Raw genomic sequence first — 26,032 nt, forward strand, 5'->3', positions numbered from 1 at the left:
TTCTGCCGGTTTCCCCGGTGCGATGAAACCACGGCATGTTCGCTATCCTGCATCGCGCCTTGTCGCGCTCCCGATTCAACGCCGTGGCCTTGGCCCTGTGCGTTGCGTCTGCTTGTGCGCTTGCCAGTAACGGCGCGGCGCTCGATGCGCGCCTGACGGAGATCCGGGAAGTCAACCGCATCGTTCCCGAACGCGCCCTGCCGATGCTCGAAGCCATCGAGGACCAGGCGCGCGTTGCACCGCTGCCGCAGCGGATCGAATTTTTGAACCAGATGGCTTCGGCCCGCTACGGCATGGGCCAGCATGCCCAGGCAGTCGCACTGGCCAATGAACTCATCGCCCTGGGACGCCAGCACGATCACCCCGGCGCACTGGCCAAGGGTCTGCTGATGCAGGGGTATGCCGCATTCGCGCAGCACCGCCCGGGCGAATCCCACCGCCTGATCTGGGAAGCCGAGAAGCTGGCCAACACCACCAACGACATCGATCTGCGCGTGCGCGCCGCGATTTCGTCGGGCGAATCGCATGCCGAGGAAGGCAACCTGCCGCGCGCCCTGCAGGGCCTGCAGAGCGCCGCTGGGCTGGCACGCTCGAGCAGCGATCCTGTACACACCGTGATGGCGCTGTATTCACTGGCGCACCTGTATTTGCAGATGCGCGAGCCCGAAAAAGGCTTCGCCGTGCTGGACGAGGCCTACGCCGCCGCGGCCAGCGCCAATTCGCCCGGCCGCACGATGCTGCTCAAACGGATGGAATACGGCCTGGCGATGGACACTGGCCAGAACGAGCGCGCCTTGCGCGCGCTACAGGAAGGCCTCGCGCTCGAACGCAAGCTCGGCGCCTTCAATCGCATCGCCGGCACGCTGGTCAACCTGTCCGACTGGTATCTGAAGATGGGCGACTACCGCAACGCCGTCGTCTACGCGCAGCAGACGATCGAGGCGGCGCGGCCCCTGAACGATCGCGGGCTCGACGCGATCGCGCACCTGAACCTGGGCCAGGCCTTTCTGGCCACCGGGCGGCTCGTCGAAGGCAAGCGCCATATCGAGACCGGCATCGCCGGCTTCGAGGAAATGGGCGACAAGCCCGAACTGCAAACGGCGCTGGTGGAATACGGCGTGGCGCTCGAGCGCGCGGGTGACCTGCCGGGCGCCCTGAAGGCCTACCACCGCGAGCGCACGCTGTCGAACGAACTGTTCGAAAAGCGCCGCCAGAAGGCAATGCTCGAACTGCAAGAGAAATACGAGGCCGAGCGCAAGCAGCGCCAGATCGAACTGCTGCGCAGCGAGAACACGATCAAGTCGGCCGAAATCGACAACCGCCGGCTGCAGCAGCGCGTCTGGTGGCTGGTGCTGGTCGTGATCGCGCTGGCGGCAGTGGTGGTGGGCCTCCTGTACCGCAAGGTGCGCCACGCCAATGCGCAGCTGCATGCCAAGAACCACGAACTGAAGCAGCAGAGCGTGCGCGATCCGCTCACGGGCCTGTACAACCGCCGCCACTTCCTCGAGTACATGCGCGCGCTGCCTGCGGCAACACCGGCCATGGCCGGCGTGGACGGCGTCGGCGCGCTGTTCCTGCTCGACGTCGACCACTTCAAGCATATCAACGATACCCACGGCCACGCGGCCGGCGACACGGTGCTGACCACGATCTCGGCCAGCCTGGCCGAGATCCTGCGCGAGACCGACATGATCGTGCGCTGGGGCGGCGAAGAGTTCCTGGCCTTCCTGCCCTCGGTGCCGCGCGATCGCATGGACGAAGTGGCCGCACGCATCCTGGGCGGCATCAACGCGATCGTCATCGACCATGCCGGCGTGCAGATTTCGGTGAACGTGTCGATCGGCTTCGCGCCGTTCCCGCTTGCCGTCGGCACGCAGGTGATGGCCTGGGAACGCGTGGTCAACCTAGTGGACATGGCCCTGTACATGGCCAAGTCGCATGGCCGCAACCGCGCTTACGGCGTGCGCAGTTTCGCCGATGGCGAACGTGTGAACCTGGATGTGATCGAGCAGAACCTGGAGCACGCCTGGCGCTCGGGCCAGGTCGACATGACCATCGTGCACGGCGATCCGGACATGCTGCGGGCCGCCAACGCTTAGGGAAGCACTGATGTATTCTGGGGGATGGAATTGGCTGCGGAAAAAGCCACCACGAATTAATCAGTGCTTCCTTAGTCGTCCTTGGCCGTACCGGCGTTCTCCTGAATTGCCTGGCCTGCCCGCTCGACCGACTGGCCCATTTTCTCGGTGGCGCGCTCCAGGCCCCGGCTGGCTTCCTGCGTCGCATTGCCGACCTTGTTGCGCGCATCCTCGACGGCCTCGTCGGCGCGGGCGATTTCATCCTTGACCGACTTGGTAACGCCGCTAGTAGCGTGGTCGAGCGCCTTGCCGACGCGCTCGGCCGGGCCCTTGCCCTCGTCGTCGCGCGCGCAGCCGGCCAGCGTCAGCAGCAGTGCCGACGCCAGCAGCGTAGTCGTCATGACTGGTTTCATGGTTCGCTCCTTGTTTCAACGCGCCCGATGATACACGGGGCGCGGCGGCGTGGCTGTCCTTACGGGTTCAGCGCGAAGGATCGGCCAGCGGATGATCGCGCCGGCCGGCGTCGATGCGCGCTTTGACTTCGCGCGTGCGCGCGTCCTCGCCCCAGCGCTTGGTAAACGTGGCCAGGCGGGTGCGGGCCTGTTCGATGCTGCCCGCATTGAGCAGGCGCTCGATGGCGTTGTTGGCGGTGGTCCACGCGGCGCGGCGCTGCCCGGCGCGCGTGCAGGCTGCTGCTGCCGTATTGAGCGCGCTCTGGACCTGGCGCAGCTGCTCGGGCGTCGCGCGCGTCTTGCGCAATGCGATCAGCTCGTCCTGCGCTTCCTTCGGTTTGCATTCCTTGGCCAGTGCGATGGCCGATGCCATGCGCCGCTCGATGCGGGCTGCCGTTGGCTTGGTCAGCATCCAGGCCAGCCACAGGATGCCGAGGCCGATCAGCCACCAGCGCAGGCGGATCGGTTTGCGCGTCGGGACGGCGGGGCGCGGCGCAGGATTGGCGCGCACGGGCGGCGCTGGTGGCAAGGGTGCTGGCGCCGGGATGGATGTCGGCGGTGCCGGTGGCGGGATGACTGGCGCAGCGATGACCGGCGCCTGCGGTACGGGTGGCACGGGTGGCACGGGTGGTGCCGGTGGCAAGGGTGGCATCACCACTGGTGGCGCCGGCACGGCGCTGACCGGCGCCTGCGCCGCACCGCACCACGGACAAAAATCGACCAGATGGGGAAACGCGCGGCCGCAGCCGGTATTGATGCAGGAATCGTTGTGTGCCATGGTGCCCCGTATTTCGCTGTTGCCCTGAATGCCGAAAAACGGCCTGCCAAGCGCTGTTGTGATGGTTGATGCGATCGTGATCGAAGGCCGCATCATAGCGCCCCGCACGGCCACGCGGCGCGCTGTTTGCCCGGTAGCGCCGCATGATCCCTCACGGTGCAACGGAACGTATAATGTCCGCTTCCCCCTTCCCTCTTCTGCGCCGATGACCGCTGCCGCCCCCCTCCTTTCCGACGACGACCTGCCCGCCACCGTGGTCGACGCCGCGACCGCGCACCTGGCGGCCGTGCTGTCGATCGCCCTCGAACACGGCCCGGCGCACAAGGCACTGGTCGTGTACGACACGCGCACGCCGCTGGCGCGCGCCCTGCTCGCGGGCTACCGGCACAATCTGCCCGACGCCGCTTTCGTCGACTTCGACAGCGTCACGCCCGATGCGGTGCTGGCGGCGTTTCGTTCGATGGCCGCGCACGACCTGGTGGTGCTGGTCCAGTCGACCAATTTCCGGCTCGACGGTTTTCGCATCCGCGTCGAGCTGTTCAAGCTTGACCTGAAAGTGATCGAGCACGTGCACCTGTCGCGCATGCCGGGCATCCAGGGCGAACACTATATCAATGCGCTGGCCTACGACCCCGCCTACTTCCGCGGCACCGGGCGTGCGCTCAAGGCGCTGATCGACGCCGCGCCGCATGGCCGCGTGGTCGGCGGCGGCGAGACGCTTACTTTCGCTTCACCGTTCGAGCCGGCCAAACTGAATATCGGCGACTACAGCGAGATGAACAACGTCGGTGGCCAGTTCCCGATCGGCGAAGTGTTCACCGAAGCCCAAGACCTCGAAGCCGTGCATGGCCGGGTGCAGATCCACGTGTTCGGCGACACAGGGTATCGCTCGAACCATCCCGACGTGCCGGTCACCCTGATCATCGACGCGGGCCGCGTGGTCGGCACCGAACATGCAACGCCCGCCTTCGAGCAGGTGCTCGAGAACATCCGCCTCGAGGAAGGCGAGGTCTGGGTGCGCGAGCTGGGCTTCGGCCTGAACCGCGCCTTCACACGCGAACTGCGGGTGGACGATATCGGCACGTATGAGCGCATGTGCGGCATCCACCTGTCGCTCGGCGCCAAGCATGGCGTGTACACGAAGCCGGGCTTCAAGCGCAAGGATGCGCGCTTTCACATCGACGTGTTCGCGGTCACCGATGCGGTGTTTTTGGGCGACGCCCAGGTGTATGCAGACGGGCGCTGGCTGGCCTGAGCCGGGCGCGCCGGACGGGCGCATCATGTTCACCTTCAGCATGCCGGTGGCATAAGCTTCTCCCGGCGCTTGCCGCCCTGGCTGCACCTGCCCATACTGTTTGCCATTTGTGCAACCATGTCTGGAGAAGAAGATGCGTTCCGCCCTGCCCCGCCGCCATTCCCATGTCCGATACCTCGCCGCCTGCATCGCAATGCTGGCCGCTGCCGGCGCGCACGCCGATGACAGCGCCGCGATCGCCCGCATCGAAGCCGGCCTGCGCCCGGAGATCGCCCTGGCCGATCTGCCGGTCCCGCCTCTGACCCTGGTCGACGCCATGAAACGGCTGAACGTGCCGGGCGTGAGCGTGGCCGTGATCAAGGACGGCAAGGTGGCCTGGACGCGCGGCTACGGCGTGGCCTGGACCGGCGGGCCGGCCGTCACGCCGCAGACGCTGTTCCAGGCGGCCTCACTCAGCAAACCCGTGGCGGCCATGGCGGCGCTGCGCATGGTCGAACAGGGCAAGCTCGATCTGGACGCGGGCATCGACCAGGCGCTGACCAGCTGGACGCTGCCCAAGGGTGACGGCATGCCGAGCCTGCGCCAGCTGCTGTCGCACACCGGCGGCATGAGCGTCTCGGGCTTTCCCGGCTACGCCGCCGACAAGAGCGTGCCGACGCTGCAACAGGTGCTCGATGGCGCCGGCCCCGCCAACACGAAGGCCATCCGGGTCAATGCCGCGCCGGGTTCGGCCTTCCGCTACTCGGGCGGCGGCTACACCGTGGTGCAGCAGGCGATGATCGACCGCGCCGGCCAGCCGTTCGACGCGACCATGCAGGCGCTCGTGCTGGCACCGCTGGGCATGACCGCCAGCACCTATGCGCAGCCGCTGCCAGCAAGCCTGGCACCCAACGCCGCGCGGCCACATGACGAGGACGGCAAGCCGTACCCCGGCGGTGCTTACACCTATCCCGAACAGGCCGCCGCCGGCCTGTGGAGCACGCCGCAGGACCTGGCGCGCTTTGCGATCGCGATCCAGCAGGGCGCGGCGGGTGCGACGGGCGGCGTACTCACACCCGCGATGACGCGCGCGATGCTCCAGCCGGTCAAGAACAACTATGCGCTGGGCTTGAGCATCGAGGACAGCGGCAAGGGCTTCAGCCACGGTGGCAGCAACCAGGGCTTCAAGGCGGTGATCTACGCCGCCGTCGCTGACGGCAGCGGCGCGGTCATCCTGACCAACGGCGACAATGGCATCGACGTGGCGGCAGGTCTGATGCGCGCCATCGCCTACGAATACAAATGGGACACCAACCAGACAAAGCTGCGCAAGGCCGTCGCGCTCGCGCCGGAAACGCGGCGCACGCTGGTGGGACGCTACCAACTCGACGCTGTGACGGACTTCGAGATCGCCGAGCGCAAGGGTGAGCTGGTGATCAGGCAGCGCGGCGGGCAATGGGAACCGCTGTACGCCGAATCGGACAAGGTCTTGTTCGTTTTGTCGCGCGACCTCGAACTGCGCCGCTATGACGCCGACTTTGGCACGATCGTGCAGGGTACGTGGGTGCGGGGGTATGCGCGCGTGACCAACACGTACTAATCACGTACTAATCACGTACTAATCGGTCAACACCATGCAGGCGCGCGTCATTGGTGTGGCGCGCGCCACATGTATCCGGATTTTTACAAATACGTTAAGCAATTGTCGAATATCAACGATAGAATTCCTGTCATATTTCCAACAACAAATCCAGGGGAATCATGTTTCGTTTGCCAATCGGCGTAGCAGCGCTATGCCTCGCAGCATCATCGTTTGCCGCAGCACCGTTCGACGACAAGTTCCGCCAGCTCGATGAGCTGCTGCCGACGCCGGGCACGATCCGCACCGCCTCCGGCGCCCCGGGCCATGCCTACTGGCAGCAACGCGCCGATTACACGATCCGCACCACGCTCGATGAAGCCAATCGTGCGCTGAGCGGTGCCGGCACGGTCACCTACCACAACAATTCCCCGGATACGCTCAAATACCTGTGGGTGCAGCTCGACCAGAACATCTACAAGACCGATTCGGATGCGCGCCAGAGCGCCATCCTGCCCTCGCGCGAAGCCTGGGCCAATGGCACCGCGACCACCGGCCTGAAATACGATGGCCTGCGTACGCTGCTCGAAGGGAGCACCTTCCCCGGCGGCTTCGACATCCTGGCGGTGAAAGATGCGGGCGGGCGCCCGCTGCCGTACACCATCAACAAGACGATGATGCGGATCGACCTGCCGCAGCCACTCAAGCCCGGCGCGAAGGTGACGTTCGGGATCGACTGGCGCTACAACATCAATGAGCAGAAGGTGCTGGGCGGGCGCGCCGGCTACGAGAAGTTCGACGACAAGAACGACCTGTTCGAAATCGCCCAGTGGTTCCCGCGCATGGCCGCCTACTACGACGTGTATGGCTGGCAGCACAAGCAGTTCCTCGGTTCGGGCGAATTCACGCTTGAATTTGGCGACTACGACGTGCGCATCACGGTGCCGGGCGACCATATCGTCGCATCCACCGGTGAGCTGCAAAATCCGGGCGAGGTCTTGACCTCCGCCCAGCGCGAGCGCCTGCAACAGGCAAAGACGGCGAAAAAGCCCGTCATCATCGTGACCCAGGCCGAAGCCGAAGCGGCCGAAAAAGCCCGCAGCGCAGTGGGCAACGGCGCCATGAAAACCTGGCATTTCAAGGCCAGGAACGTGCGCGACTTCGCGTTCGCGTCGAGCCGCAAGTTCATCTGGGATGCACAGGCGGTCAAGAGCGGCAAGCAGGACGTGCTGGCGATGTCGTACTACCCGAAGGAAGGCAATCCGCTGTGGGAGAAATACTCGACCCAGGCGATCATCCACACCATCGAGCAGTACAACAAGTACTCGTTCGACTACCCGTACCCGACCGCGATCTCGGTCAACGGCCCGGTGGGCGGCATGGAATATCCGATGATTTCGTTTAACGGTCCGCGTCCGAGCAAGGACAAGAAGACCGGCGAACTGACGTATTCGCAGCGCACCAAGTATGGCCTGATCGGCGTGATCATCCACGAAGTGGGCCACAACTACTTCCCGATGATCGTCAATTCGGACGAGCGCCAGTGGACCTGGATGGATGAAGGCCTGAACTCGTTCGTGCAGTTCCTGGCGCAGGAAGCCTGGGAAGCCAACTGGCCGGGTGGCCGCGGCGACCCGCGCGCCATTACCACCTACATGAAGAGCACCAACCAGGTGCCGATCATGACGAACTCGGAATCGGTCCTGCAGTTCGGGAACAACGCCTATGCCAAGCCGGCCACCGCGCTGAACGTGCTGCGCGAGACGGTGCTGGGCCGCGAGCTGTTCGACTTCGCGTTCAAGGAATACGCCGAGCGCTGGAAGTTCAAGCGTCCGACGCCGGCCGACTTCTTCCGCACGATGGAAGACGCATCGGGCACGGACCTCGACTGGTTCTGGCGCGGCTGGTTCTACACCACCGACGCAGTAGACGTGAGCGTGGACGGGATCACCGAGTACACGGTGTCGAGTAAAGATCCGGAAGTCGAAAAAGCCATGGCGCGCGCACGCCGCGCCGCCGAGCCGGTGTCGATCACGGACCAGCGCAACAAGGGCATGCCACGCCGCGTCGATGCGCATCCGGAGCTGAAGGACTTCTACAACGAGAACGACGAGTTCACCGTCACCAACAAGGACCGCAACAAGTTCGCCGAGACGACGGCCGAGCTGGAAGACTGGGAAAAGGCGCTGCTCAAGGAAGGCAAGCACCTGACGCTGGTCGACTTCTCGAACGTGGGCGGCCTGGTCACGCCGCTGATCGTGGAACTGACGCTCAAGAACGGCCAGAAAACCGTCGAGCGCATTCCGGCCGAAGTGTGGCGCTATTCGCCGAAGAAAATCACGAAGCTGTTCGTCACCGATGAACCGATCGTCGGCCTGACCCAGGACCCGAACTGGGAAACAGCCGACGTCGACGTCAGCAATAACAGCTGGCCACGCAAGTCGACGCCGTCGCGTCTCGAACTGTTCAAGACCGACCGCGATCCGAACAACCTGATGCGCGACTTCAATGCGAAGCTCAAGACGAAGGATGAGCAAGGCGCTCCGGCAACGACGCCAGAGGCGGCGCCGACGCCGGCGGAATAACGCAGCATCCGGTTGGTTCACTACCCGGGCGGAGCAATCCGCCCGATGTCATTTTTTGGGCACCACGATCATGAACATCCCTCACCTGCACGCGGCCTTCGCGACCCTCACCCTTGGCGTTGCGATCACCGCCGGCGCAGCCGGCCCGGCCTTCGACGACAAGTTCCGCCAGCTCGACGAGCTGCTGCCAACGCCCGGCGTCACGCGCAATGCCGCCGGCGCACCGGGCCACGCCTACTGGCAGCAGCGCGCCGACTACAAGCTGCGCGTCACGCTCGACGAAGCCCGGCGCGCGATCAGCGGCGCCGGCACGGTCACGTACCACAACAACTCGCCCGACACGCTGTCGTACCTGTGGGTGCAGCTGGACCAGAACATGTTCCGCAGCGACTCGGACAACCGCAAGATCACGACGCTGCCTTCGCGCAGCGCGTGGCAGGCCAGGGGCAATGACGGCGTGAAGTTCGACGCGCTGCGCTTCACGCTCGAAGCAGGCAAGTTCGCCGGCGGCATCGACATCCAGAGCGTGACCGGCAGCGACGGCCGTCCTTTGCCCCACAGGATCAACAAGACGATGATGCGGATCGACCTGCCGCAGCCATTGAAACCAGGTGCAAACGTGTCGTTCAACGTGGCCTGGCAATTCAACATCCCCGAGATGAACGTGCTGGGCCGCCGGATGGGCTTCGAGCGCTTCAAGGACGGCAACGACATCTACGAAATCGCGCAGTGGTTCCCGCGCATGGCCGCCTACTACGATGCGGCCGGCTGGCAGAACGCGCAGTATCTGGGCGACGGCGAATTCACGCTGGAGTTCGGCGACTACGACGTGGCGATCACGGTGCCAAGCGATCACATCGTGGCCGCCACGGGCGAGCTGCAGAACGCGGGCGAGGTCCTGACCAGCGCCCAGCGCGAGCGCCTGCAGCAGGCAAAAAAGGCGGGCAAGCCGGTGATGATCGTGTCGCAGGCCGAAGCACAGGCAACCGAAAAGGGGCGCGCCAGCGGCAACCGCACCTGGCGCTTCAATGCGAAAAACGTGCGCGACTTCGCGTTTGCCTCGAGCCGCAAGTTCATCTGGGATGCGCAGGGCATCAAGAGCGGCAAGCAGGACGTGATGGCGATGTCGTACTACCCGGCCGAAGCGAACCCGCTGTGGGAAAAATACTCGACGCCGGCCGTGATCCACACGATCGAGCAGTACAACAAGTACTCGTTCGACTACCCGTATCCGGTGGCGATCTCGGTCAACGGCCCGGTGGGCGGGATGGAATACCCGATGCTGTCGTTTAACGGCCGCCGGCCGGTCAAGGACGCCAAGACGGGCGCGCTGACCTACTCGCAAGCCGCCAAGTATGGCCTGATCAGCGTGATCATCCACGAGGTGGGCCACAACTACTTCCCGATGATCGTCAATTCGGACGAGCGCCAGTGGACCTGGATGGACGAAGGGACGAACAGCTTCCTGCAGTTCCTGGCTGAGCAGGCGTGGGAAGACAATTATCCGGCGCGCCGTGGCGAGCCGCGCGACATCGTCGACTACATGCGCAGCACGAACCAGGCGCCGATCATGACGAATGCCGAGTCGACGCTGCAGCGCGGCGCCAACGCCTATGCCAAGCCGGCCACGGCGTTGAACATCCTGCGCGAGACGGTGCTGGGGCGCGAGCTGTTCGACTTCGCGTTCAAGGAGTACGCCGAGCGCTGGAAGTTCAAGCGCCCGACGCCGGCCGACTTCTTCCGCACGATGGAAGACGCATCGGGCACGGACCTCGACTGGTTCTGGCGCGGCTGGTTCTACACGACCGACGCGGTGGACATCAGCATCGACGGCATCAGCGAGTACACCGTGTCCACCAAGGACCCCGAAATCGAAAAAGCCTGGCAGCGTGCGCGCCGCGCCGCCGAGCCGGTGTCGGTGACCGACCAGCGCAACCAGGGAATGCCGCGCCGCGTCGATGCGCATCCCGAGCTGAAGGACTTCTACAACGAGAACGACGAGTTCACCGTCACCAACAAGGACCGCAACAAATTCGCCGAGACGACGGCCGAACTGGAAGACTGGGAAAAGGCGCTGCTCAAGGAGGGCAAGCACCTGACACTGGTCGACTTTTCCAATCGCGGCGGGCTGGTGATGCCGCTGATCGTCGAGCTGACCTTCAAGAACGGTACGAAGACGATCGAGCGTATTCCGGCCGAAGTGTGGCGCTATTCGCCCAAGAAGATCACGAAGCTGTTCGTCACCGATGAACCGATCATCGGCCTGACGCAGGACCCGTACTGGGAAACAGCCGACATCGATGTCAGCAACAATAGCTGGCCACGCAAGGCGACGCCGTCGCGCCTGGAGCTGTTCAAGACCGAGCGCGACCCGAACAACCTGATGCGCGACGCGGCCACGCCGTTAAAATCGGCACCAACCGCAGCGCCGAAGGCGGCCCAATGAACCTGCGCGGATTACAGTCGCTGCTCCTGGCGCTGCTGCTGTGCGTCAGCGCTGCGGCCAGCGCGCACCGCTTCCACTTCGGCATGACCGACATCTCGTACAACGCGCGCACCGAGAGCACGGAAATCGTCCACACCTACACTGCGCACGATATCGATGCGCTGCTGCTCAATCTGTACGGGCGCCAGTTCGACCTGAGCGACGTGCAAGACCAGGCGGTGCTGCGCACCTACGTCGAGCGTCACTTCTGGCTCGCCGACAAGGACGGCAAGCGGCTGCCCGTGACCTGGGTCGGCATGACGGCCGATGCGCAAAGCATCGTGATCTACCAGGAAGTGGCCGCCACGCCGCTGTCGGCAACGGCCGTGATCCGCCAGGGCATGCTGGTCGACTTCCTGGCCGAACAGGTCAACACCGTCAACCTCAACGAAGGCGGCGCCGTGCGTTCGCTGACCTTCATGCGCCAGGCGCTCGAACAGCCCGCCCGCTGAACCTTATCCTGAATTTGCCCATGCTGCTTCGTCCGATGCCTCTTCGTCCAATCGCCTGCGCGCTCGCCGCGCTGTTCGTCTCATCGACCGTCCATGCCGATGATTTTCAGCTCCAGCGCGTGCTGGTCGAAGGCGCCCGCGCCAGCCAGCTCGGCATCGCCGATTCGGCCGGCGCCGGCAGCGCCGGCGCGAAGGACCTGGCCGGGCGCATCGCGTACCGCCCGGGCGAACTGCTCGAAGTCACGCCCGGCCTGATCGCCAGCCAGCATAGCGGCGAAGGCAAGGCCAACCAGTTCTACCTGCGCGGCTTCAATCTCGACCACGGCACCGACCTGGCCACCTGGGTCGACGGCATGCCCGTCAATCAGCGCAGCCATGCGCACGGCCAGGGCTGGACCGACCTGAATTTTTTGATCCCCGAACTGGTGGGCCGCCTCGATTACCGCAAGGGCCCGTATTCGGCGCGTGAAGGCGACTTCTCTTCCGCCGGCGTGGCCTCGCTGGGCTATGCCAATCGCCTGGTGAAAAGCATCGCTTCCGCAACGGTTGGCCAGGACGGCTACGCCCGCACGATGCTGGCCGGCTCGCCCGAGGTCGCAGGCGGCAGCCTGCTGTACGCGCTGGAGCTGATGAAGAACGACGGCCCATGGACGCGCCCCGACGGCTACCGCAAGGTCAATGCCGTGCTGCGCTACAGCCAGGGTTACGCCAACAATGGCTGGAACGTCACCGCGATGAGCTACAGCGGCCACTGGAATTCGACCGACCAGATTCCGCTGCGGGCTGTCGACGATGGCCGCATCGGACGCTACGACCTCATCGACGACAGCGATGGCGGCAAGGCGCGCCGCCAGAGCATCTCGGGCATCTGGCGCAGCACGGACACCGATTCGGCCTCGAAAGTGAGCGCCTACGTGATCCGCAACGAGCTCGAACTGTTCTCGAATTTTACGTATTTTTTGAACGACCCCGTGAACGGCGACCAGTTCGCCCAGCCCGACCGGCGCGTGACGACGGGCGTCGACGCCACCCACACCTGGCACATGCACCGCAGCGACACGCTGTCGTCCGACCTGACGGTGGGCGCGCAACTCCAGAACGACAATATCTTCAACGGCCTGTACCACACCAGCAAGCGCGCGCGCATCGCCACCACGCGCGAAGACCACATCGTCGAGACGAGTGGCGCGGTGTTCGTCGAGAATGCCACGCGCTGGAGCGATGCGCTGCGCACGGTCGTCGGTGTGCGCGCAAATAACTACCGCTTCCGCGTCGACGGCGACCGGCTTGAGAACGCCGGCAAGGGGCACGACACCCTGGTGACGCCGACGCTGAACATCGCCTACGGCCCATGGGCCTCGACCGAACTGTATGCCAACTACGGCCACGGTTTTCACAGCAACGACGCGCGCGGCACGGTCGCCACGGTCGACCCGAAAACGCTCGACGCGCTCGAGCGCACGCCGGGCCTCGTGCGCTCGCGCGGCGTGGAGTTTGGCCTGCGCACCGAGGCGATCCCGAAGATGCAGATGTCGCTGGCCGTCTACCGCCTCGACTTCGATTCCGAGCTGACCTATATCGGCGACGCCGGCAATACCGAGGCGGGCGACCCAAGCCGCCGCTACGGCATCGAGTTTTCGAATTACTACCGGCCCTACAAATGGCTGTCGGTCGATGTTGATGCGGCCTGGGCCCGCGCGCGCTCGCTGGGCAACCGGATCCCGGGCGCCATCGAAGGCGTCGCGCAACTGGGCGTGACGGTCGACCGCAGCGGCCCATGGTCGGGGTCGCTACGCCTGCGCTGGTTCGGTCCGCGCCCGCTGATCGAGGACGACAGCGTGCGTTCCAAAGCGAGCGTGACGCTCAACGGGCGCTTGGGCTACCAGCTGGCAAAGGACCTGCAACTGGAACTCGAAGCATTCAACCTGAGCAACCGGCGCGCGTCAGCGATCGACTACTTCTACGAGTCGCAACTGGCGGGCGAGAGCGCGCCGGTGGCAGACGTGCATTTCCACCCGATTGAACCGCGCTCGCTGCGCCTGACGCTGGTCAAGACATGGTGAAGTCTGGCCGGGCGGCAATGAAAGTGCTAGGCTAGCGGGATGACCACACCGCCCCTGCCCTATCTCGATCCGTCGCAATTGACGGCCGCACTGCGCGACACCGGCTACGCCCTGCTTCGCCCTGACGACGTTGCGCTGCTGGCCGGCTGCAGCCTGCTTGAGCTCGCCACGCTGGTGCCGAGCTGGGACCGGCTCGAACTCGACGACTACCTGAAGGATGGCGGGCGCTATCGCCGTCGGCGCCACTCGTGCTTCATCGACGATGGCGCCAGCCTGGTGCAGACGCCGCACCGCGCGCACTGGCAGCCGGTCGAATACAACGCGCTGCACGGCGGCATGCACCGGCTATTCGCGCCGATGGAAACGGCGACCGTCGCCAACCCGGCCTGGGAGCGCCTGCTGTGCGCGCTCGGCGCGGTCTGTTCAGCGGTAACGCCGGTGCAACCGTGGTTCGTCGAAGCGCACCAGTTCAGGATCGACACGGCAGACGGCATCGGCCGCCCGACCCCCGAAGGCGCGCACCGCGACGGCGTGAATTTCGTGGCCGTGATCATGATCGGCCGCCATGGCATCAAGGGCGGCGAGACGCGCGTGTTCGACGCCGACGGCCCGGCCGGCCAGCGCTTCACGATGACCGAGCCCTGGACGCTACTGCTGCTGGACGACGCCGCCGTGATCCACGAATCGACGCCGATCCAGCCGCTGGGCGAGCACGGCTACCGCGATACGCTGGTGCTGACCTGGCGCGCCGACGCGTTCCAGGGCGAGCACGCTTGAAGAGAGCAAAAAAAAACGCCCGCAGAACCTGTTGGTTGGCGGGCGGCAAATCCAATTTTCGGAGAAAACTGGAGGAGACAGATCCAATATAGTCCTTTTTATTGTGCAGTGCAATACGTTCGATCTACTGTTGTAAATTTGTAGAATGCCCTGCCAAACCACCCATTTTTCCGCACTGCACTATTTGTAATGACACCCGTGCAGCCCTGCCGGGGGCGTCACATTTGCTACACTCAGTTGCTTGCCGGAGCACCGGATCACCGGATTGCTGGACCAGGCCGCGATCACCCAGACACCATGAAAACCATTCGACATCCACGTGCCCTTGCCATCGCCCTCGGGGCCGCGTCGCTGTGCGCCGTCATTGCGCTGGCCACGATCAACCGCGCCGACGCCAAGGAAGAAAAGGCCGCCCCGCGCCCTGCCCTGAGCGTGACCACCACCCGTCCCACCACCACCAGCCTGCCGATCAGCCTGACCGCCAATGGCAGCATCGCCGCCTGGCAGGATGCCGTCATCGGCAGCGAATCGAACGGGTTGCGTCTGAACGAAGTGCGCGTCAATGTCGGCGACGTGGTCAAGAAGGGCCAGGTGCTGGCCGTGTTCGCGGATGAAACCGTGCGCGCCGATATCGCCGGCGCGCGCGCAGCGCTGCTCGAGGCGAAGGCCAATGCCCAGGAAGCCAGGGCGAACGCGGATCGCGCGCGGGCACTGGAGAGCTCTGGCGCCCTGAGCGCCCAGCAAGTCACGCAATACGTGACGGGCGAGCAGACTGGCGCCGCGCGCGTCCAGTCGGCCCAGGCCACGCTCACGCAGCAGCAGCTGCGCCTGAAGTACACGCAGGTGACGGCGCCCGACAGCGGCGTGATCTCGGCGCGGGGCGCCACCGTCGGCGCCGTCGTCGGTGTGGGCACCGAACTGTTTCGCATGATCCGCCAGGGCCGCCTCGAATGGCGCGCCGAAATCACGGCGCAAGACCTGGGTCGCATCAAGCCCGGCACGCGCGCCACCGTACGCGGCGCCAGCGGTCTCGAAGTCACGGGCAAGGTGCGCGTGGTGGCGCCGTCGGTCGATCCGCAGACCCGGCTTGCGCTGGTCTATGTCGACCTGCCACCGGCGCTGTCGAGCGACATGCCGCTCAAGGCCGGCATGTTCGCCAGTGGCCGGTTCGAATTGGGCACGTCAAATGCCCTGACCGTGCCGCAGCAGGCCATCGCCGTGCGCGACGGCTTCAGTTACGTGTACCGCCTGAATGCGGACAGCCGCGTGAGCCAGCTGAAGGTCACCACGGGCCGCCGCCTGGGCGACCGGGTCGAGATTGCCGCCGGCCTCGCGGCCGACGCACCGATCGTCGTCACCGGCGCCGGGTTCCTCAACGACGGCGACCTGGTACGCAATATCGCGACGCCGGCAGCGGCAGCGGCAGCGGCAGCGGCACCGGCAAAGGCTGCACGATGAATTTTTCCGCCCTGTCGATCCGCAATCCGATCCCGGCGATCATGCTGTTCGTCCTGCTCACCGTGGCGGGACTGATGGCCTTCAATGCCAGCAAGGTGCAGGACTTCCCGGACATCGAACTGCCGATCGTCACCGTCACCGCCGTGCTGGACGGCGCCGCCCCGGCGCAGCTCGAAACGGAAGTCGCGCGCAAGATCGAAGACTCGGTCGCCACCCTGCAGGGCGTCAAGAACATCTACACGCGCGTGCTCGATGGGGTGGCCACCGTCACGGTCGAATTCATCCTGGAGCGCGATTCGGCCGAAGCCGTCAACGACGTGCGCGACGCCGTCTCGCGCGTGCGCGCCGACATGCCGGCCGAACTGCGCGAACCGACCGTCACCAAGGCCGCCACCGCCGGGCGCGTCGTCTCGACCTTCACGGTCGCCGCCGCGGCAGGCTCGGGCCTGGACGACCAGGACCTGAGCTGGTTCGTCGACAACGACGTCGCCAAGCGCATGCTGGGCGTGCCGGGCCTGGGTGAAATCCGGCGCGTGGGCGGCGTGACGCGCGAGATGCGCGTGGAGCTCGATGACCAGAAGATGGCGGCGCTGCGCGTCTCGGCGCTGGACATCTCGCGCCAACTGCGCAATGTGCAGCGCGAAGCGCCCGGCGGCCGGGGCGACGTCAGTGGCGTCGAACAATCGGTGCGCACGCTGGCCACCGTCGGCACCGCGCAGGCGCTGGCTGCGATGGAAATCCCGCTGCCGGACGGGCGCCACGTGCGGCTGGACCAGGTGGCGCGCGTGCTCGATACCGTGGAAGAACCGCGCTCGGTAGCCGAGCAGGATGGCCGCCGCGTCGTCGCCTTCGAGGTGTTCCGCACGCGCGGGGCCGGCGAGATCGATGTCGCCACGGGCGCCCGCGCCGCCATGGAACAACTCAAGACAGAAAACCCGAAGCTGATCGTCAACGAAGTGATCGATAACTCGCAGTCGGTCGACGAGAACTTCGACGCCTCGATGCACATGCTGTATGAAGGCGCGCTGCTGGCGGTGCTGGTGGTGTGGTGGTTCCTGCGCGACTGGCGCGCGACGCTGATCGCCGCGGCTGCCCTGCCGCTGTCGGTGATTCCGGCCTTTCTGGGCCAGTACCTGTTTGGCTACACGCTCAATATGGTCACGCTGCTGTCGCTGGCCCTCGTGATCGGCGTGCTGGTCGACGATGCGATCGTCGAGATCGAAAACATCTCGCGCCACCTCCATATGGGCAAGTCGCCGCTGCAGGCCTCACTCGAAGCAGCCGACGAAATCGGGATGGCGGTGATCGCTACCACGTTCGCGCTCGTGGCCGTGTTCCTGCCGACCGCGTTCATGGGCGGCATCCCCGGCAAATTCTTCAAGCAGTTCGGCTGGACCGCCGTGCTGGCGATTTTAGCGTCGCTGCTGGTGGCGCGCCTGCTCACGCCGATGATGTGCGCGTACCTGCTCAAGGCGCCGAAGAACGCCGGCGTGGCCGGTCACGAGCCCAAAGACAGCGCCATCATGCGGCGCTACCTGGCCGTCATGCAATGGTGCCTGCGCCGCCGTGGCCTGACGATGCTGGGCGCGGCCGTGTTCTTCGCGGGCTCGCTGGCGCTGGTGCCGCTGCTGCCAACCGGCTTCATCCCGCCGGCCGACCGTTCGCAGACGCAGGTCAATGTCGAACTGGCGCCGGGCGCCACGCTGGCCCAGACCCGCGCCATGGCCGAACAGGTGCGCCTGGATCTGATGAAGGTAGAGGGCGTGACGAGCGTCTTCAGTTCGATCGGTGGCGGCTCGAGCGGCGACGCGTTTTCGCCCGGCGCCGCTGCCGAAGCGCGACGCGCCGTTCTGACCGTGAAAACGGTGGAGCGGGATGAGCGCGACGTGAAGCTGGGCGTGATCGAAAACACGATCCGCGAACGCGTGGCCGCCATTCCCGGCGCACGTTTCACGGTTGGCATTCCCGACGCCGGCACCAAGATGCAGCTGGTGCTGCGCAGCGAAGACGCCAATGCACTGAGCACCGCGGCGCGCCAGGCCGAGCGTGAATTGCGCGGCCTGCGCGGCATCGGCAACGTCAGTTCGAGCGCGTCGCTGGTGCGTCCCGAGATCATCGTGCGCCCCGACTTCGCACGCGCAGCCGACCAGGGCGTGACGGCGGCGGCGATCGGCGAGACGGTGCGCGTGGCCACCGCCGGCGACTACGAGCAATCGCTGGCCAAGATGAACCTGGACGAGCGCCAGGTGCCAATCCGCGTGAAACTGCCCGATGCGGTGCGGGCCGACCTGGATGCCATCGGGCGCCTGACGGTGCCCGGCAAGAACGGCCCGGTGCTGCTCTCGACCGTGGCCGACATCACGATGGAAAGTGGCCCGGCGCAGATCAACCGCCTGAACCGCACCCGCAACGTCACGCTCGACGTCGAACTGTCGGGCCGCTCGCTCGGCGAGGTCAACAAGGAGGCGCGCGCACTGCCCGTGTTCCAGTCGCTGCCGTCGTCGGTGACGATCGCCGAACTGGGCGACGCCCAGGAAATGCAGGCGCTGTTTGCCAGCTTCGGCCTGGCGATGCTGATCGGTGTGCTGTGCATCTACGGCGTGCTGGTGCTGCTGTTCTCGGACTTCATGCAGCCGGTGACGATCCTGGCCGCACTGCCGCTGTCGATCGGCGGCGCCTTCGTGGCACTGCTCGTGACGAGCAACGCGCTGTCGATGCCGACGATGATCGGCCTGATCATGCTGATGGGGATCGTGACCAAGAACTCGATCCTGCTGGTCGATTACGCGATCCTGGCGCGCCAGGCCGGCATGAACCGCTTCGACGCGCTGGTCGACGCCTGCCACAAGCGCAGCCGGCCGATCGTGATGACCACGATCGCGATGGGCGCCGGCATGCTGCCGCTGGCGCTGGGGTTCTCGGGCGACCCGAGCTTCCGCTCGCCGATGGCGGTGGCCGTGATCGGTGGCCTGATCACGTCGACGTTACTGAGTCTGCTGGTGGTGCCGGCCGTGTTCACGTACGTGGACGACTTCGAGGTTTGGCTCAAGCGCACCGGGCGCAGGATGCGGCGCCAGCCGGCGCGGGCCGTCAGGAACGACAAGGCCGACAACAGCCCGGCCTGAACGCATCACCTTCAGCGAGGTTCTTCGACGCCGGCAGATTGCAACTGCTGCCACAGCGCGAAGACCTTCGCGCCATCGTTTGCCGGGCAATGCGGCAACAGCCCCGCCCTGCTCTGTTCGTCCATCGCGGCGACGATCCGCCCGATCAGCGCCGCATCGTCGTCGCTGACGACGGCAAGCGGATGCGCCCAGCGCGGGCGGCCCGGTTCGCGGCCAAACAGCCAGACCGGCAGCACGCCCAGCAGCAGCAGCGGACACACGACGGGAATCAGGTAAGTCCACCATGGCGACCAGAGCGCGCCGACCAGGGCGGTCAGTCCCAGACTGGCCAGGATGGTCGCACCATAGAGTTGTGCGCCGCACCGCTCGAGCCAGTCCGGCGGATACGCCCTTGCCAGCCGGTTCACCACGCCCAGCAAACGGAGACGGTCGCCGCGTGACAGGGCCGTGCGGGACGGATCGAGCATTGTGCGGCGCATGCTCATGGTGTCCTGGCCTGCAGGGCGGCGATCAGCATCACGACGATCGTGCACGCGATCCAGATCGACCACAAAGTATGTGTCATGAAATGCGCGCCGCGCAGTTGCTGCAGATAGCCGACCGTGGCGCCGGCGCCGATCGCCAGCAGCGCGGCAGTGCGCGCCATCGATGGCCGCGCCGGCAGCCAGCAGACGGCCAGCGCCACGAGCCACAAGGCGCTCGATGCATGGCCGGCAGGCAGGCACTGGCCCGGCATCGCACCGGCCGGAAACGCGCCGAACAGACGCACGTACGGCTGCTCGCCGCCATAGCGCAGCAGATCCCACGGGCAGTGCGATGCGCTGAGCTGCTTCAGCGTGCTGGTCACGGCCGGCACCAGGATGGCCGACAGCGCGACGATGCGCAGCTGCAGGCGGCCAAGGGCGCTTAGCGCAGGCCGGGGCCGGCAGGCATCGACGAGCGCGTAGCCGACGACGCCCACCGCAAGCACCATCAGGAGCTGCTTGACGATGACGTGGTTGAACGTGACGGTCAGCCACGCATCGCGCCAGGGAAAGGCGCCGCTGTGCGCGTCGAACACCGCATCGGCCAGGGCCAGATCGAGATCGGTCCAGCGCCCGAGCCACAGGATGGTCAGCGCGCCGGCCGCCAGCATGACGGCGAGGCGCCGGAGGGCGCGCGCCGACAGCAGCGTGACATCGGCCCGCATCTCAGGCACCCCGCACGCACGCATGGAACAAGTCCAGGCGCGGATTGAGCACGGCCGTGTTCACGTCGAGCATGCCGAGCACCGAGTGAAACACGTTGTCATGCGACAGCGGTTCGTTGCGCCGCGCTGCCAGGCAGCGCCGGTCGATGCGAAAACGCTCGCTGAAGCCGTCCGACATCCACAACATCATCGGCACCTCGGTCTGTTCGCGCGGCGCGAACATATACGGCGCGCCGTGCAGATACACATTGTTCTCGCCCAGCGACTCGCCGTGGTCCGAGAAGTACAGCATGGCCGTATCGGCGTCCTGCGCCGCGGCGATCGCGCGCAAGCCGTCGATGGTCTTGCTCAGGAAGTAATCGGTGTACAGGATCGTGTTGTCGTAGGCGGCCCGGATCGATTCGCGCGAGCAGGTGTCGAAGTCACTGCTCGCGCACACCGGACCGAAGCGGCCGAACCCGCGCGGATAGCGGCTGGCATACGCGGGCCCATGGCTGCCCTTCTGGTGCAGGACCACGACCATGTCCGTGCTGCTGTTGGCAAGCAAGCCCGGCAAGCCATCCAGCAAGCGCTCGTCATAGCATTCGTCGCCGCTGCAATGCGGATTCTTGCCGTCGGGGCGGGACAGATCCTCGTACGTCACCCGGTTGCAGACGCCCTTGCAGCCCGAATTGTTATCGCGCCAGAGCACGGCAAAGCCCGCATGCGACAACACGTCGAGCAGCCCTTCGTGGCTGGCCGCCTTCGACTGGCTGTAATCGTTGCGGCCGAAGGCGGAAAACACGCATGGCACCGACACCGCGGTCGCGGTGCCGCACGAACTGACACGCGAGAAGTTGATCAAGCCAGCTTGCCGTGCCAGCAGCGGATTGGTGTCGCGGGCATAACCATCCAGCGAAAAATTGGCTGCACGCGCCGTTTCGCCAACGACGATCACCGTCAGCGTCTTGCGGTGATGGCCGGCCCAGGCGGCGCCTTTGACTGCATCGCGGCCCAGCGGGGCAACCACGACATCGGCTGCCCAGCGGCTGCGCAGATACCCGTGCACGGCCTGGATGAAATTGGTGGGCGTGAGCAGGAAGCGCAGTTCGCGGTGCTCATGCAGCGTCGGCGCCAGGCTCTTGAACAGCAGCGCCAGCAGCACGAACGCCAGCAGCAGCGAGCCGCCGGCATTGCTGCTGCGCTTGAGCAGCCCTTTCAGTCCGCTGGGGAACTGGATATTGGCGCGGGCGATCCACAGCGATGGCAGCACGCCGAGTAGCCCGATCCTGGCGGCCATCTGCCAGCTGATCAATTCAGTCGCTTCGCGGGTATCGGTCTCGAAGACATTCTGGATCATCGCCTTGTCGATGACGATCCCATAGGTGGCGATGAAGTAGCCTGCCGCGGACGCCGCCATCACGAGGGCGATCAGCACCGGCTTGGCCAGGTAGCGGAAGCTGGCCAGTGTCAGGCAGGCATTGAAGAACAGGACGACGATCAGGAACGTGCCTGCCAGCATGGGCAGGCTGGCCAGCGAAACGCCGCCGGCGGCATGGGCCAGCACGGTCCAGAACGTGACATTGCCCAGGCTTGCCAGTAACAGCGCCACAACCAGTATCAGCAGCGATGCATCGATACGTCTTGCAAACAGTTTGTCCATCCAACACCCTTGTCAACATCGCAGCGGACGTCGCTGCAGTGCTTCAAGGATAGAAAAGATGATGGCAAGCCACCGTCAACGCGGCGTTAGGATGGCGTGAACGCCGCAGGAAAAACAATCGTGAAACGGCTGCCGCCACTTGGCCGGTTCTCGTACACCAGCGATGCGCCCAGGTATTCGCAGATGCGCTTGACCAGCGACAGGCCCAGCCCGGTGCCGGCCGAACCGCTCGACGGGATCGGGCGTGCGCCCTCGCCCAGCGTCTGGCGCACCGCGTCGGGCAAGCCGCGCCCCGTGTCTTCGACCGTGATGCGGCCGGGTTCGATCACGACCGTCACTTCGCCCTGCTCGGTGTACTGGCAGGCGTTGCGAATCAGGTTGGCGATGGCCGACACGCACAGTTCGGCGGGCGCGCAAATGCGAAACGCCGCATCGCCGACGCAGCGCAGCGTGACAGGCCGGCCGGCCACCATGGCCTGGTAACGCTCGGTCTCGCGGCGCGCGATCTCGCTGACCGAGACGGGAGAAAACAGGCCGAGCTGGGGTGCGCGCGCCAGCACCAGCAGCACCGTCACGCACTCCGTCGCTTCCTGCGCCGCCCGGTAAATGCGCTGCGCCGGCGCCTGCACAGCCGGGCTCCTGCCGTTTTCGACCAGGATCTCGGCGGCGCCCATGATGACGGTCAGCGGCGTGCGCAGCTCGTGGCTGACGTCGCCGGTGAACAGGCGCTCGCGGTCGAGGTAGTCACGCAACTCACGCGTGTGCGCAGCCAGCGCCCGCGCCAGCGTTCCCAATTCGTCGCCGCGTTCGATATGCGGCAAGGCAAATGCCCCCTGCCCGACGGCGTCGGCCAGTTCGCGCAGCGGCGTGACGATGCGCCTGCCGACGAAGCGGCCGAGAAACAGCGCCAGCGTGACGAAGCCGGCAAAAAAGGCGGCGAACATCGAGTACACCAGGATCTCGATCTCTTCGTAATCGCTTTCGTGGTCGACCACCACATACGGCCCCCGTTCATCGGCGCCGGATAGGACATGCAGGCCGATGCCATCGACGTCGGCCTCGGACACGCCGGCCGGCAGCGTACGCAGCGAGCGCGGGATGTCGTCGCCCCGGTGAAAGCGCAGTCCGGCCGGCAGGTCGGCTGGCAGCCCGGCGGCGGCCCTGGGGCGCGCCCACTTCTCGACTTCGGCCAGGCGCTCGTCGACCAGGTGCACTTCGATGCCTTCGACCACCATCGCGGCCAGCATCGCAAAGAACAGGGACAGCACGACGCCGAACAGGATGAAGGCGCCGACGATCGGCCGGCTGAGCGAACTAGCCGGGCGCATCGGGCATCGCCAGTTTGTAGCCGACACCGGCAATGGTATGGACCATCGGGCTGGCGAACGGCTTGTCGAGCGCCTGGCGCAGCGCGTGGATGTGCGTGCGCAGCGCGTCGCTCTCGGGACGGTCTTCGCCCCAGACCGCCTGCTCGAGTGTCTCGCGCGACACGATGCGCGGCGCCGCCGCCATCAGGCTGCGCAGCAGCACGTAACCGGTCTTGGTCAGCGCGATCTTGACGCCGTCGCGCGAAGCCTGCTGCTGATCGGGATCGAACACGAGCGGACCAAAGCGCAGGACGCGGCTGAACGCGTGCTGCCCGCCCGCACGGCGGGCCAGGGCTTTCAGGCGCACATCGAGTTCGACCAGCGAAAAAGGCTTGACCAGGTAGTCGTCGGCGCCGCTGTCAAAGCCCAGTACCTTGTCCTGCAGGCTGTCGCGCGCCGTCAGCATCAGCACCGGCGTCGCGCTGCGCAGCTCGGTGCGCAGCTTCTGGCACAGCTCCAGGCCACTCAAGCCGGGCAGCATGACGTCGAGGATGATGACGTCGTAGTTGTTTTCGGACGCCAGTGCCAGGCCGCCGTAGCCGTTGCGCGCCGAATCGACGGCGTAGCCCTTCGGCTCCAGGAACCCGTACAGATTGGCCAGGATATCGGGATTGTCTTCAACGATGAGGATGCGCATACCGGTCATTGTAAGGCGAATCGGTCACCGTTTTCAGCGCGGGCGATAGCGCTGCTCGCGGTACAGGATCGACGGCAGGATCACGTGCGCCATCGCCTGGTCGACCTGCGCCTGCGTCGGGCTGCTGCTACCCGGGCTGAAATGCCCGCTGGCCGCGTCGTACCGGCCCGCCAGCGGCGACTGCCCGGGCCGCAGCACGGTGGCCGAGTTGCCTTCGAGGTAGGCAAAATAATCGTTGAACTGGATCAGCGCGCGGCCCGGTGTCGTGCTGTCTTTTACGAAGTCGCGCCCGATCATCGGGTGCGTGCTCGAGACGCCCAGCAGCGACAGCAGCGTCGGGGCCAGGTCGATCTGGCTGGCGATCGTCGTGATGCGCTTGGGTTCAATGTCCGCGCCCAGGATCAGGCCCGGGATGTGGAATTTCTTGATCGGCACGAGGCTGTCGCCATACACGCGGTTGTCGTGGTCGGCCACGATCAGAAACACCGTGTCTTTCCAGTAAGCCTGCTGCCTGGCTGCGCGGATGAATTTGCCCAGCGCATAGTCAGCGTACTTGACGGCGTTGTTGACGGTCTGCTTGTCGCCGTCGTGCAGCGTGATTTTACCGTCCGGGAATTCGAACGGCTCGTGGTTCGACGACGTGAAGATCAGGCTGAAGAACGGCTTGTTCGCGGCGTGCAGCGTATTCAGGCGTTCGAGCGACTTGTCGAACAGGTCTTCATCCGACGCGCCCCAGCTGGCGACGAACTTCGGCTTCATGTCGCCGATGTCGACGATCTTCTGGAAGCCGTTGCCGGTAAAGAAACTGCGCATATTGTCGAAGTGCGCTTCGCCGCCATAGACGAATTCGGTGTGGTAGCCCTGGTCGCCCAGGCCGGCTGCCAGCGTATAGAAATTCTGCTGCGACAGCGACAGCTTGACCGTGCTGCGCGCGGGCGTCGGCGCGTAGCCCGCGACCACTGCCTCGATGCCGCGCACCGAGCGGGTACCGGTGGCGTACAGCTGCTCGAACCACCAGCCTTCGCCCTTGAGTTTTTCGAGCTCCGGCGTGACGGCCAGGCCACCCAGCGACTCGACGAACGTCGCGCCCAGGCTTTCCTGCAGCACGATAACGAGGTTCAGCGGTTTGGTGCGTGCCATGGCCGCGCTCTGGTAGTGCTGCGTCGGCTGCTCAGGCTGCGCAAACTGGTAATCGCGCAGCCACGGCGCCGCCTTCACTTCGGCAAACACCTTCGCGCGCGGGAAGTCGCCGTAGATATCGGACGACTTGGCTTCGTTGTCCATCGAGCGCATCGCGTCGAGCACCGACCACGCTGAATTGATCACGAGCGAATTGACCATCGCATCGCCCGTCAGCGCGAACATGGCCGGATTGGCGGGCCGATGACCGGTGGTCGAGCGGATCTGCATGAACACGAGCAGGCACAGCACCGGCCAGACCAGCAGCATCCTGCGGCCCGGCCACATCGGCGTGCTGGCCGACGCCCCTTTGAGCAGGCGCACCAGCGCTGCGCCCACGAGTACCGTCAGCGCGCAGCCCAGCAGCACCGCAGTGCGGAAACCGTGCCACAGTGTGGAAAAGACTTCCCGGGGATTGTTCAGGTATTCGATGAACAGGCGGTTGGGGCGCACGTCGTACTGCATGATGAATTGCGGCGAGGCGACTTCCATGAACAGGATGAAGATCAAGGCAAGCGTCGTCCAGCCCAGCGTGAAGCGTTGCCACAGGCGAGACGTGCGTGGATATGCCAGCAGCGGCGCCAGCAGCAACGGAATGGCCAGAAAGTAGCCGAGCAGGATCAGGTCGGCGCGCACGCCCTGCACGACGATGTCGAGCACGACGCCGGTGGCGCGCACGCGTTCCCATTGCCAGGCCAGCATCGCCAGGCGAAAGCCCGAGAGCAGTACGAGGCCGATGAGCAGCATCTGCACCAGCGGTGCAAACGGCCCGGCCATGCGTGTGCAGCGTGCCAGCCAGGAAGATGCAGGGCGCGTCGGGGCGTTGGTTGCCCGGTGCAGGTAGAGCTCGTCAGTGTTCATGAATCCGCCGGATTTGCCGGACCATGGGCCGCCCGGCGATGAATCGATCACGCGGACCTGAATCCAACGCGCTTTCTGATGCGGTATGGAT

General features: G+C 65.7%; 18 protein-coding genes. 10 read left to right on the forward strand and 8 right to left on the reverse strand.

Features of this window, described 5'->3' with window-relative positions; translation table 11 throughout:
* The first annotated feature begins 35 nt into the window (after nucleotides 1-35).
* Nucleotides 36-2,099 (forward strand): GGDEF domain-containing protein, encoded by a 2,064-nt coding sequence (locus RCH14_RS18320; protein WP_343027538.1) that lies wholly within the window; start codon nucleotides 36-38, stop codon nucleotides 2,097-2,099.
* 71 nt (nucleotides 2,100-2,170) lie between these two features.
* On the opposite strand, the gene RCH14_RS18325 is transcribed toward RCH14_RS18320, so the two are convergent.
* Nucleotides 2,171-2,491 (reverse strand): hypothetical protein, encoded by a 321-nt coding sequence (locus RCH14_RS18325; RefSeq protein ID WP_343027539.1) that lies wholly within the window; start codon nucleotides 2,489-2,491, stop codon nucleotides 2,171-2,173.
* Between the two features lie 67 nt (nucleotides 2,492-2,558).
* Complete coding sequence (locus tag RCH14_RS18330; RefSeq protein WP_343027540.1) at nucleotides 2,559-3,308, reverse strand: hypothetical protein; 750 nt, start codon at nucleotides 3,306-3,308, stop codon at nucleotides 2,559-2,561.
* A 205-nt stretch (nucleotides 3,309-3,513) separates the two neighbouring features.
* Between RCH14_RS18330 and RCH14_RS18335 the strand changes: the two genes are divergently transcribed.
* The 9 genes from RCH14_RS18335 to RCH14_RS18375 all read left to right on the forward strand — a co-directional run bounded on the left by RCH14_RS18335 (nucleotide 3,514) and on the right by RCH14_RS18375 (nucleotide 19,066).
* Entirely contained in the window at nucleotides 3,514-4,563 is a 1,050-nt protein-coding gene (locus RCH14_RS18335; protein WP_343027541.1) for a hypothetical protein, read from the forward strand.
* 133 nt (nucleotides 4,564-4,696) lie between these two features.
* Nucleotides 4,697-6,142, forward strand: a complete 1,446-nt coding sequence (locus RCH14_RS18340; protein ID WP_343027542.1) for a serine hydrolase domain-containing protein — start codon at nucleotides 4,697-4,699, stop codon at nucleotides 6,140-6,142.
* A gap of 161 nt (nucleotides 6,143-6,303) precedes the next feature.
* Nucleotides 6,304-8,706: a M1 family metallopeptidase gene (locus RCH14_RS18345; protein WP_343027543.1), complete on the forward strand. Its 2,403-nt coding sequence runs from the start codon at nucleotides 6,304-6,306 to the stop codon at nucleotides 8,704-8,706.
* 70 nt (nucleotides 8,707-8,776) lie between these two features.
* Nucleotides 8,777-11,152, forward strand: a complete 2,376-nt coding sequence (locus RCH14_RS18350; protein WP_343027544.1) for a M1 family metallopeptidase — start codon at nucleotides 8,777-8,779, stop codon at nucleotides 11,150-11,152.
* Nucleotides 11,149-11,643 carry a DUF6702 family protein gene (locus RCH14_RS18355; RefSeq protein ID WP_343027545.1) on the forward strand — a complete coding sequence of 165 codons (495 nt, stop codon included), beginning with the start codon at nucleotides 11,149-11,151 and terminating at the stop codon, nucleotides 11,641-11,643. Before RCH14_RS18350 ends, RCH14_RS18355 begins: the two co-directional genes overlap by 4 nt.
* A gap of 35 nt (nucleotides 11,644-11,678) precedes the next feature.
* On the forward strand, nucleotides 11,679-13,706 hold the full coding sequence (locus RCH14_RS18360; protein ID WP_343027546.1) for a TonB-dependent receptor domain-containing protein: 2,028 nt from the start codon (nucleotides 11,679-11,681) through the stop codon (nucleotides 13,704-13,706).
* Nucleotides 13,707-13,745: 39 nt separating this feature from the next.
* On the forward strand, nucleotides 13,746-14,483 hold the full coding sequence (locus RCH14_RS18365; protein ID WP_343027547.1) for a 2OG-Fe dioxygenase family protein: 738 nt from the start codon (nucleotides 13,746-13,748) through the stop codon (nucleotides 14,481-14,483).
* Between the two features lie 297 nt (nucleotides 14,484-14,780).
* On the forward strand, nucleotides 14,781-15,941 hold the full coding sequence (locus tag RCH14_RS18370) for an efflux RND transporter periplasmic adaptor subunit (protein ID WP_343027548.1): 1,161 nt from the start codon (nucleotides 14,781-14,783) through the stop codon (nucleotides 15,939-15,941).
* A complete protein-coding gene (locus RCH14_RS18375; protein ID WP_343027549.1) occupies nucleotides 15,938-19,066 on the forward strand; it encodes an efflux RND transporter permease subunit in 3,129 nt (1,042 codons plus the stop codon). The genes RCH14_RS18370 and RCH14_RS18375 overlap by 4 nt, the downstream gene beginning before the upstream one ends.
* 11 nt (nucleotides 19,067-19,077) lie before the next feature.
* Here RCH14_RS18375 and RCH14_RS18380 read toward each other — a convergent pair whose 3' ends face one another.
* The 6 genes from RCH14_RS18380 to RCH14_RS18405 form a co-directional block, all read right to left on the reverse strand.
* A complete protein-coding gene (locus tag RCH14_RS18380; protein ID WP_343027550.1) occupies nucleotides 19,078-19,551 on the reverse strand; it encodes a hypothetical protein in 474 nt (157 codons plus the stop codon).
* Nucleotides 19,548-20,255: a phosphatase PAP2 family protein gene (locus RCH14_RS18385; protein ID WP_343027551.1), complete on the reverse strand. Its 708-nt coding sequence runs from the start codon at nucleotides 20,253-20,255 to the stop codon at nucleotides 19,548-19,550. Before RCH14_RS18385 ends, RCH14_RS18380 begins: the two co-directional genes overlap by 4 nt.
* Before the next feature lies 1 nt (nucleotide 20,256).
* Nucleotides 20,257-21,897 (reverse strand): phosphoethanolamine--lipid A transferase, encoded by a 1,641-nt coding sequence (locus tag RCH14_RS18390; protein WP_343027552.1) that lies wholly within the window; start codon nucleotides 21,895-21,897, stop codon nucleotides 20,257-20,259.
* 86 nt (nucleotides 21,898-21,983) lie between these two features.
* Complete coding sequence (locus RCH14_RS18395) at nucleotides 21,984-23,225, reverse strand: HAMP domain-containing sensor histidine kinase (RefSeq protein WP_343027553.1); 1,242 nt, start codon at nucleotides 23,223-23,225, stop codon at nucleotides 21,984-21,986.
* Nucleotides 23,212-23,901, reverse strand: a complete 690-nt coding sequence (locus RCH14_RS18400; RefSeq protein WP_343027554.1) for a response regulator transcription factor — start codon at nucleotides 23,899-23,901, stop codon at nucleotides 23,212-23,214. Before RCH14_RS18400 ends, RCH14_RS18395 begins: the two co-directional genes overlap by 14 nt.
* 33 nt (nucleotides 23,902-23,934) lie before the next feature.
* Nucleotides 23,935-25,941: an LTA synthase family protein gene (locus tag RCH14_RS18405; RefSeq protein ID WP_343027555.1), complete on the reverse strand. Its 2,007-nt coding sequence runs from the start codon at nucleotides 25,939-25,941 to the stop codon at nucleotides 23,935-23,937.
* Nucleotides 25,942-26,032: the final 91 nt, after the last annotated feature.

The organism is Massilia sp. MP_M2 (assembly GCF_039123635.1).
Classification (GTDB): domain Bacteria; phylum Pseudomonadota; class Gammaproteobacteria; order Burkholderiales; family Burkholderiaceae_D; genus Telluria.

What these genes read in the sequence shown, in the direction of transcription:
- RCH14_RS18405 (WP_343027555.1), bottom strand. Translation starts at nt 25,941, where the DNA reads ATGAACACTGACGAGCTCTACCTGCACCGGGCAACCAACGCCCCGACG.
- RCH14_RS18325 (WP_343027539.1), bottom strand. Translation starts at nt 2,491, where the DNA reads ATGAAACCAGTCATGACGACTACGCTGCTGGCGTCGGCACTGCTGCTG.
- RCH14_RS18340 (WP_343027542.1), top strand. Translation starts at nt 4,697, where the DNA reads ATGCGTTCCGCCCTGCCCCGCCGCCATTCCCATGTCCGATACCTCGCC.
- RCH14_RS18355 (WP_343027545.1), top strand. Translation starts at nt 11,149, where the DNA reads ATGAACCTGCGCGGATTACAGTCGCTGCTCCTGGCGCTGCTGCTGTGC.
- RCH14_RS18320 (WP_343027538.1), top strand. Translation starts at nt 36, where the DNA reads ATGTTCGCTATCCTGCATCGCGCCTTGTCGCGCTCCCGATTCAACGCC.
- RCH14_RS18330 (WP_343027540.1), bottom strand. Translation starts at nt 3,308, where the DNA reads ATGGCACACAACGATTCCTGCATCAATACCGGCTGCGGCCGCGCGTTT.
- RCH14_RS18350 (WP_343027544.1), top strand. Translation starts at nt 8,777, where the DNA reads ATGAACATCCCTCACCTGCACGCGGCCTTCGCGACCCTCACCCTTGGC.
- RCH14_RS18400 (WP_343027554.1), bottom strand. Translation starts at nt 23,901, where the DNA reads ATGCGCATCCTCATCGTTGAAGACAATCCCGATATCCTGGCCAATCTG.
- RCH14_RS18385 (WP_343027551.1), bottom strand. Translation starts at nt 20,255, where the DNA reads ATGCGGGCCGATGTCACGCTGCTGTCGGCGCGCGCCCTCCGGCGCCTC.
- RCH14_RS18380 (WP_343027550.1), bottom strand. Translation starts at nt 19,551, where the DNA reads ATGAGCATGCGCCGCACAATGCTCGATCCGTCCCGCACGGCCCTGTCA.
- RCH14_RS18370 (WP_343027548.1), top strand. Translation starts at nt 14,781, where the DNA reads ATGAAAACCATTCGACATCCACGTGCCCTTGCCATCGCCCTCGGGGCC.
- RCH14_RS18345 (WP_343027543.1), top strand. Translation starts at nt 6,304, where the DNA reads ATGTTTCGTTTGCCAATCGGCGTAGCAGCGCTATGCCTCGCAGCATCA.
- RCH14_RS18390 (WP_343027552.1), bottom strand. Translation starts at nt 21,897, where the DNA reads ATGGACAAACTGTTTGCAAGACGTATCGATGCATCGCTGCTGATACTG.
- RCH14_RS18335 (WP_343027541.1), top strand. Translation starts at nt 3,514, where the DNA reads ATGACCGCTGCCGCCCCCCTCCTTTCCGACGACGACCTGCCCGCCACC.
- RCH14_RS18375 (WP_343027549.1), top strand. Translation starts at nt 15,938, where the DNA reads ATGAATTTTTCCGCCCTGTCGATCCGCAATCCGATCCCGGCGATCATG.
- RCH14_RS18365 (WP_343027547.1), top strand. Translation starts at nt 13,746, where the DNA reads ATGACCACACCGCCCCTGCCCTATCTCGATCCGTCGCAATTGACGGCC.
- RCH14_RS18360 (WP_343027546.1), top strand. Translation starts at nt 11,679, where the DNA reads ATGCCTCTTCGTCCAATCGCCTGCGCGCTCGCCGCGCTGTTCGTCTCA.
- RCH14_RS18395 (WP_343027553.1), bottom strand. Translation starts at nt 23,225, where the DNA reads ATGCGCCCGGCTAGTTCGCTCAGCCGGCCGATCGTCGGCGCCTTCATC.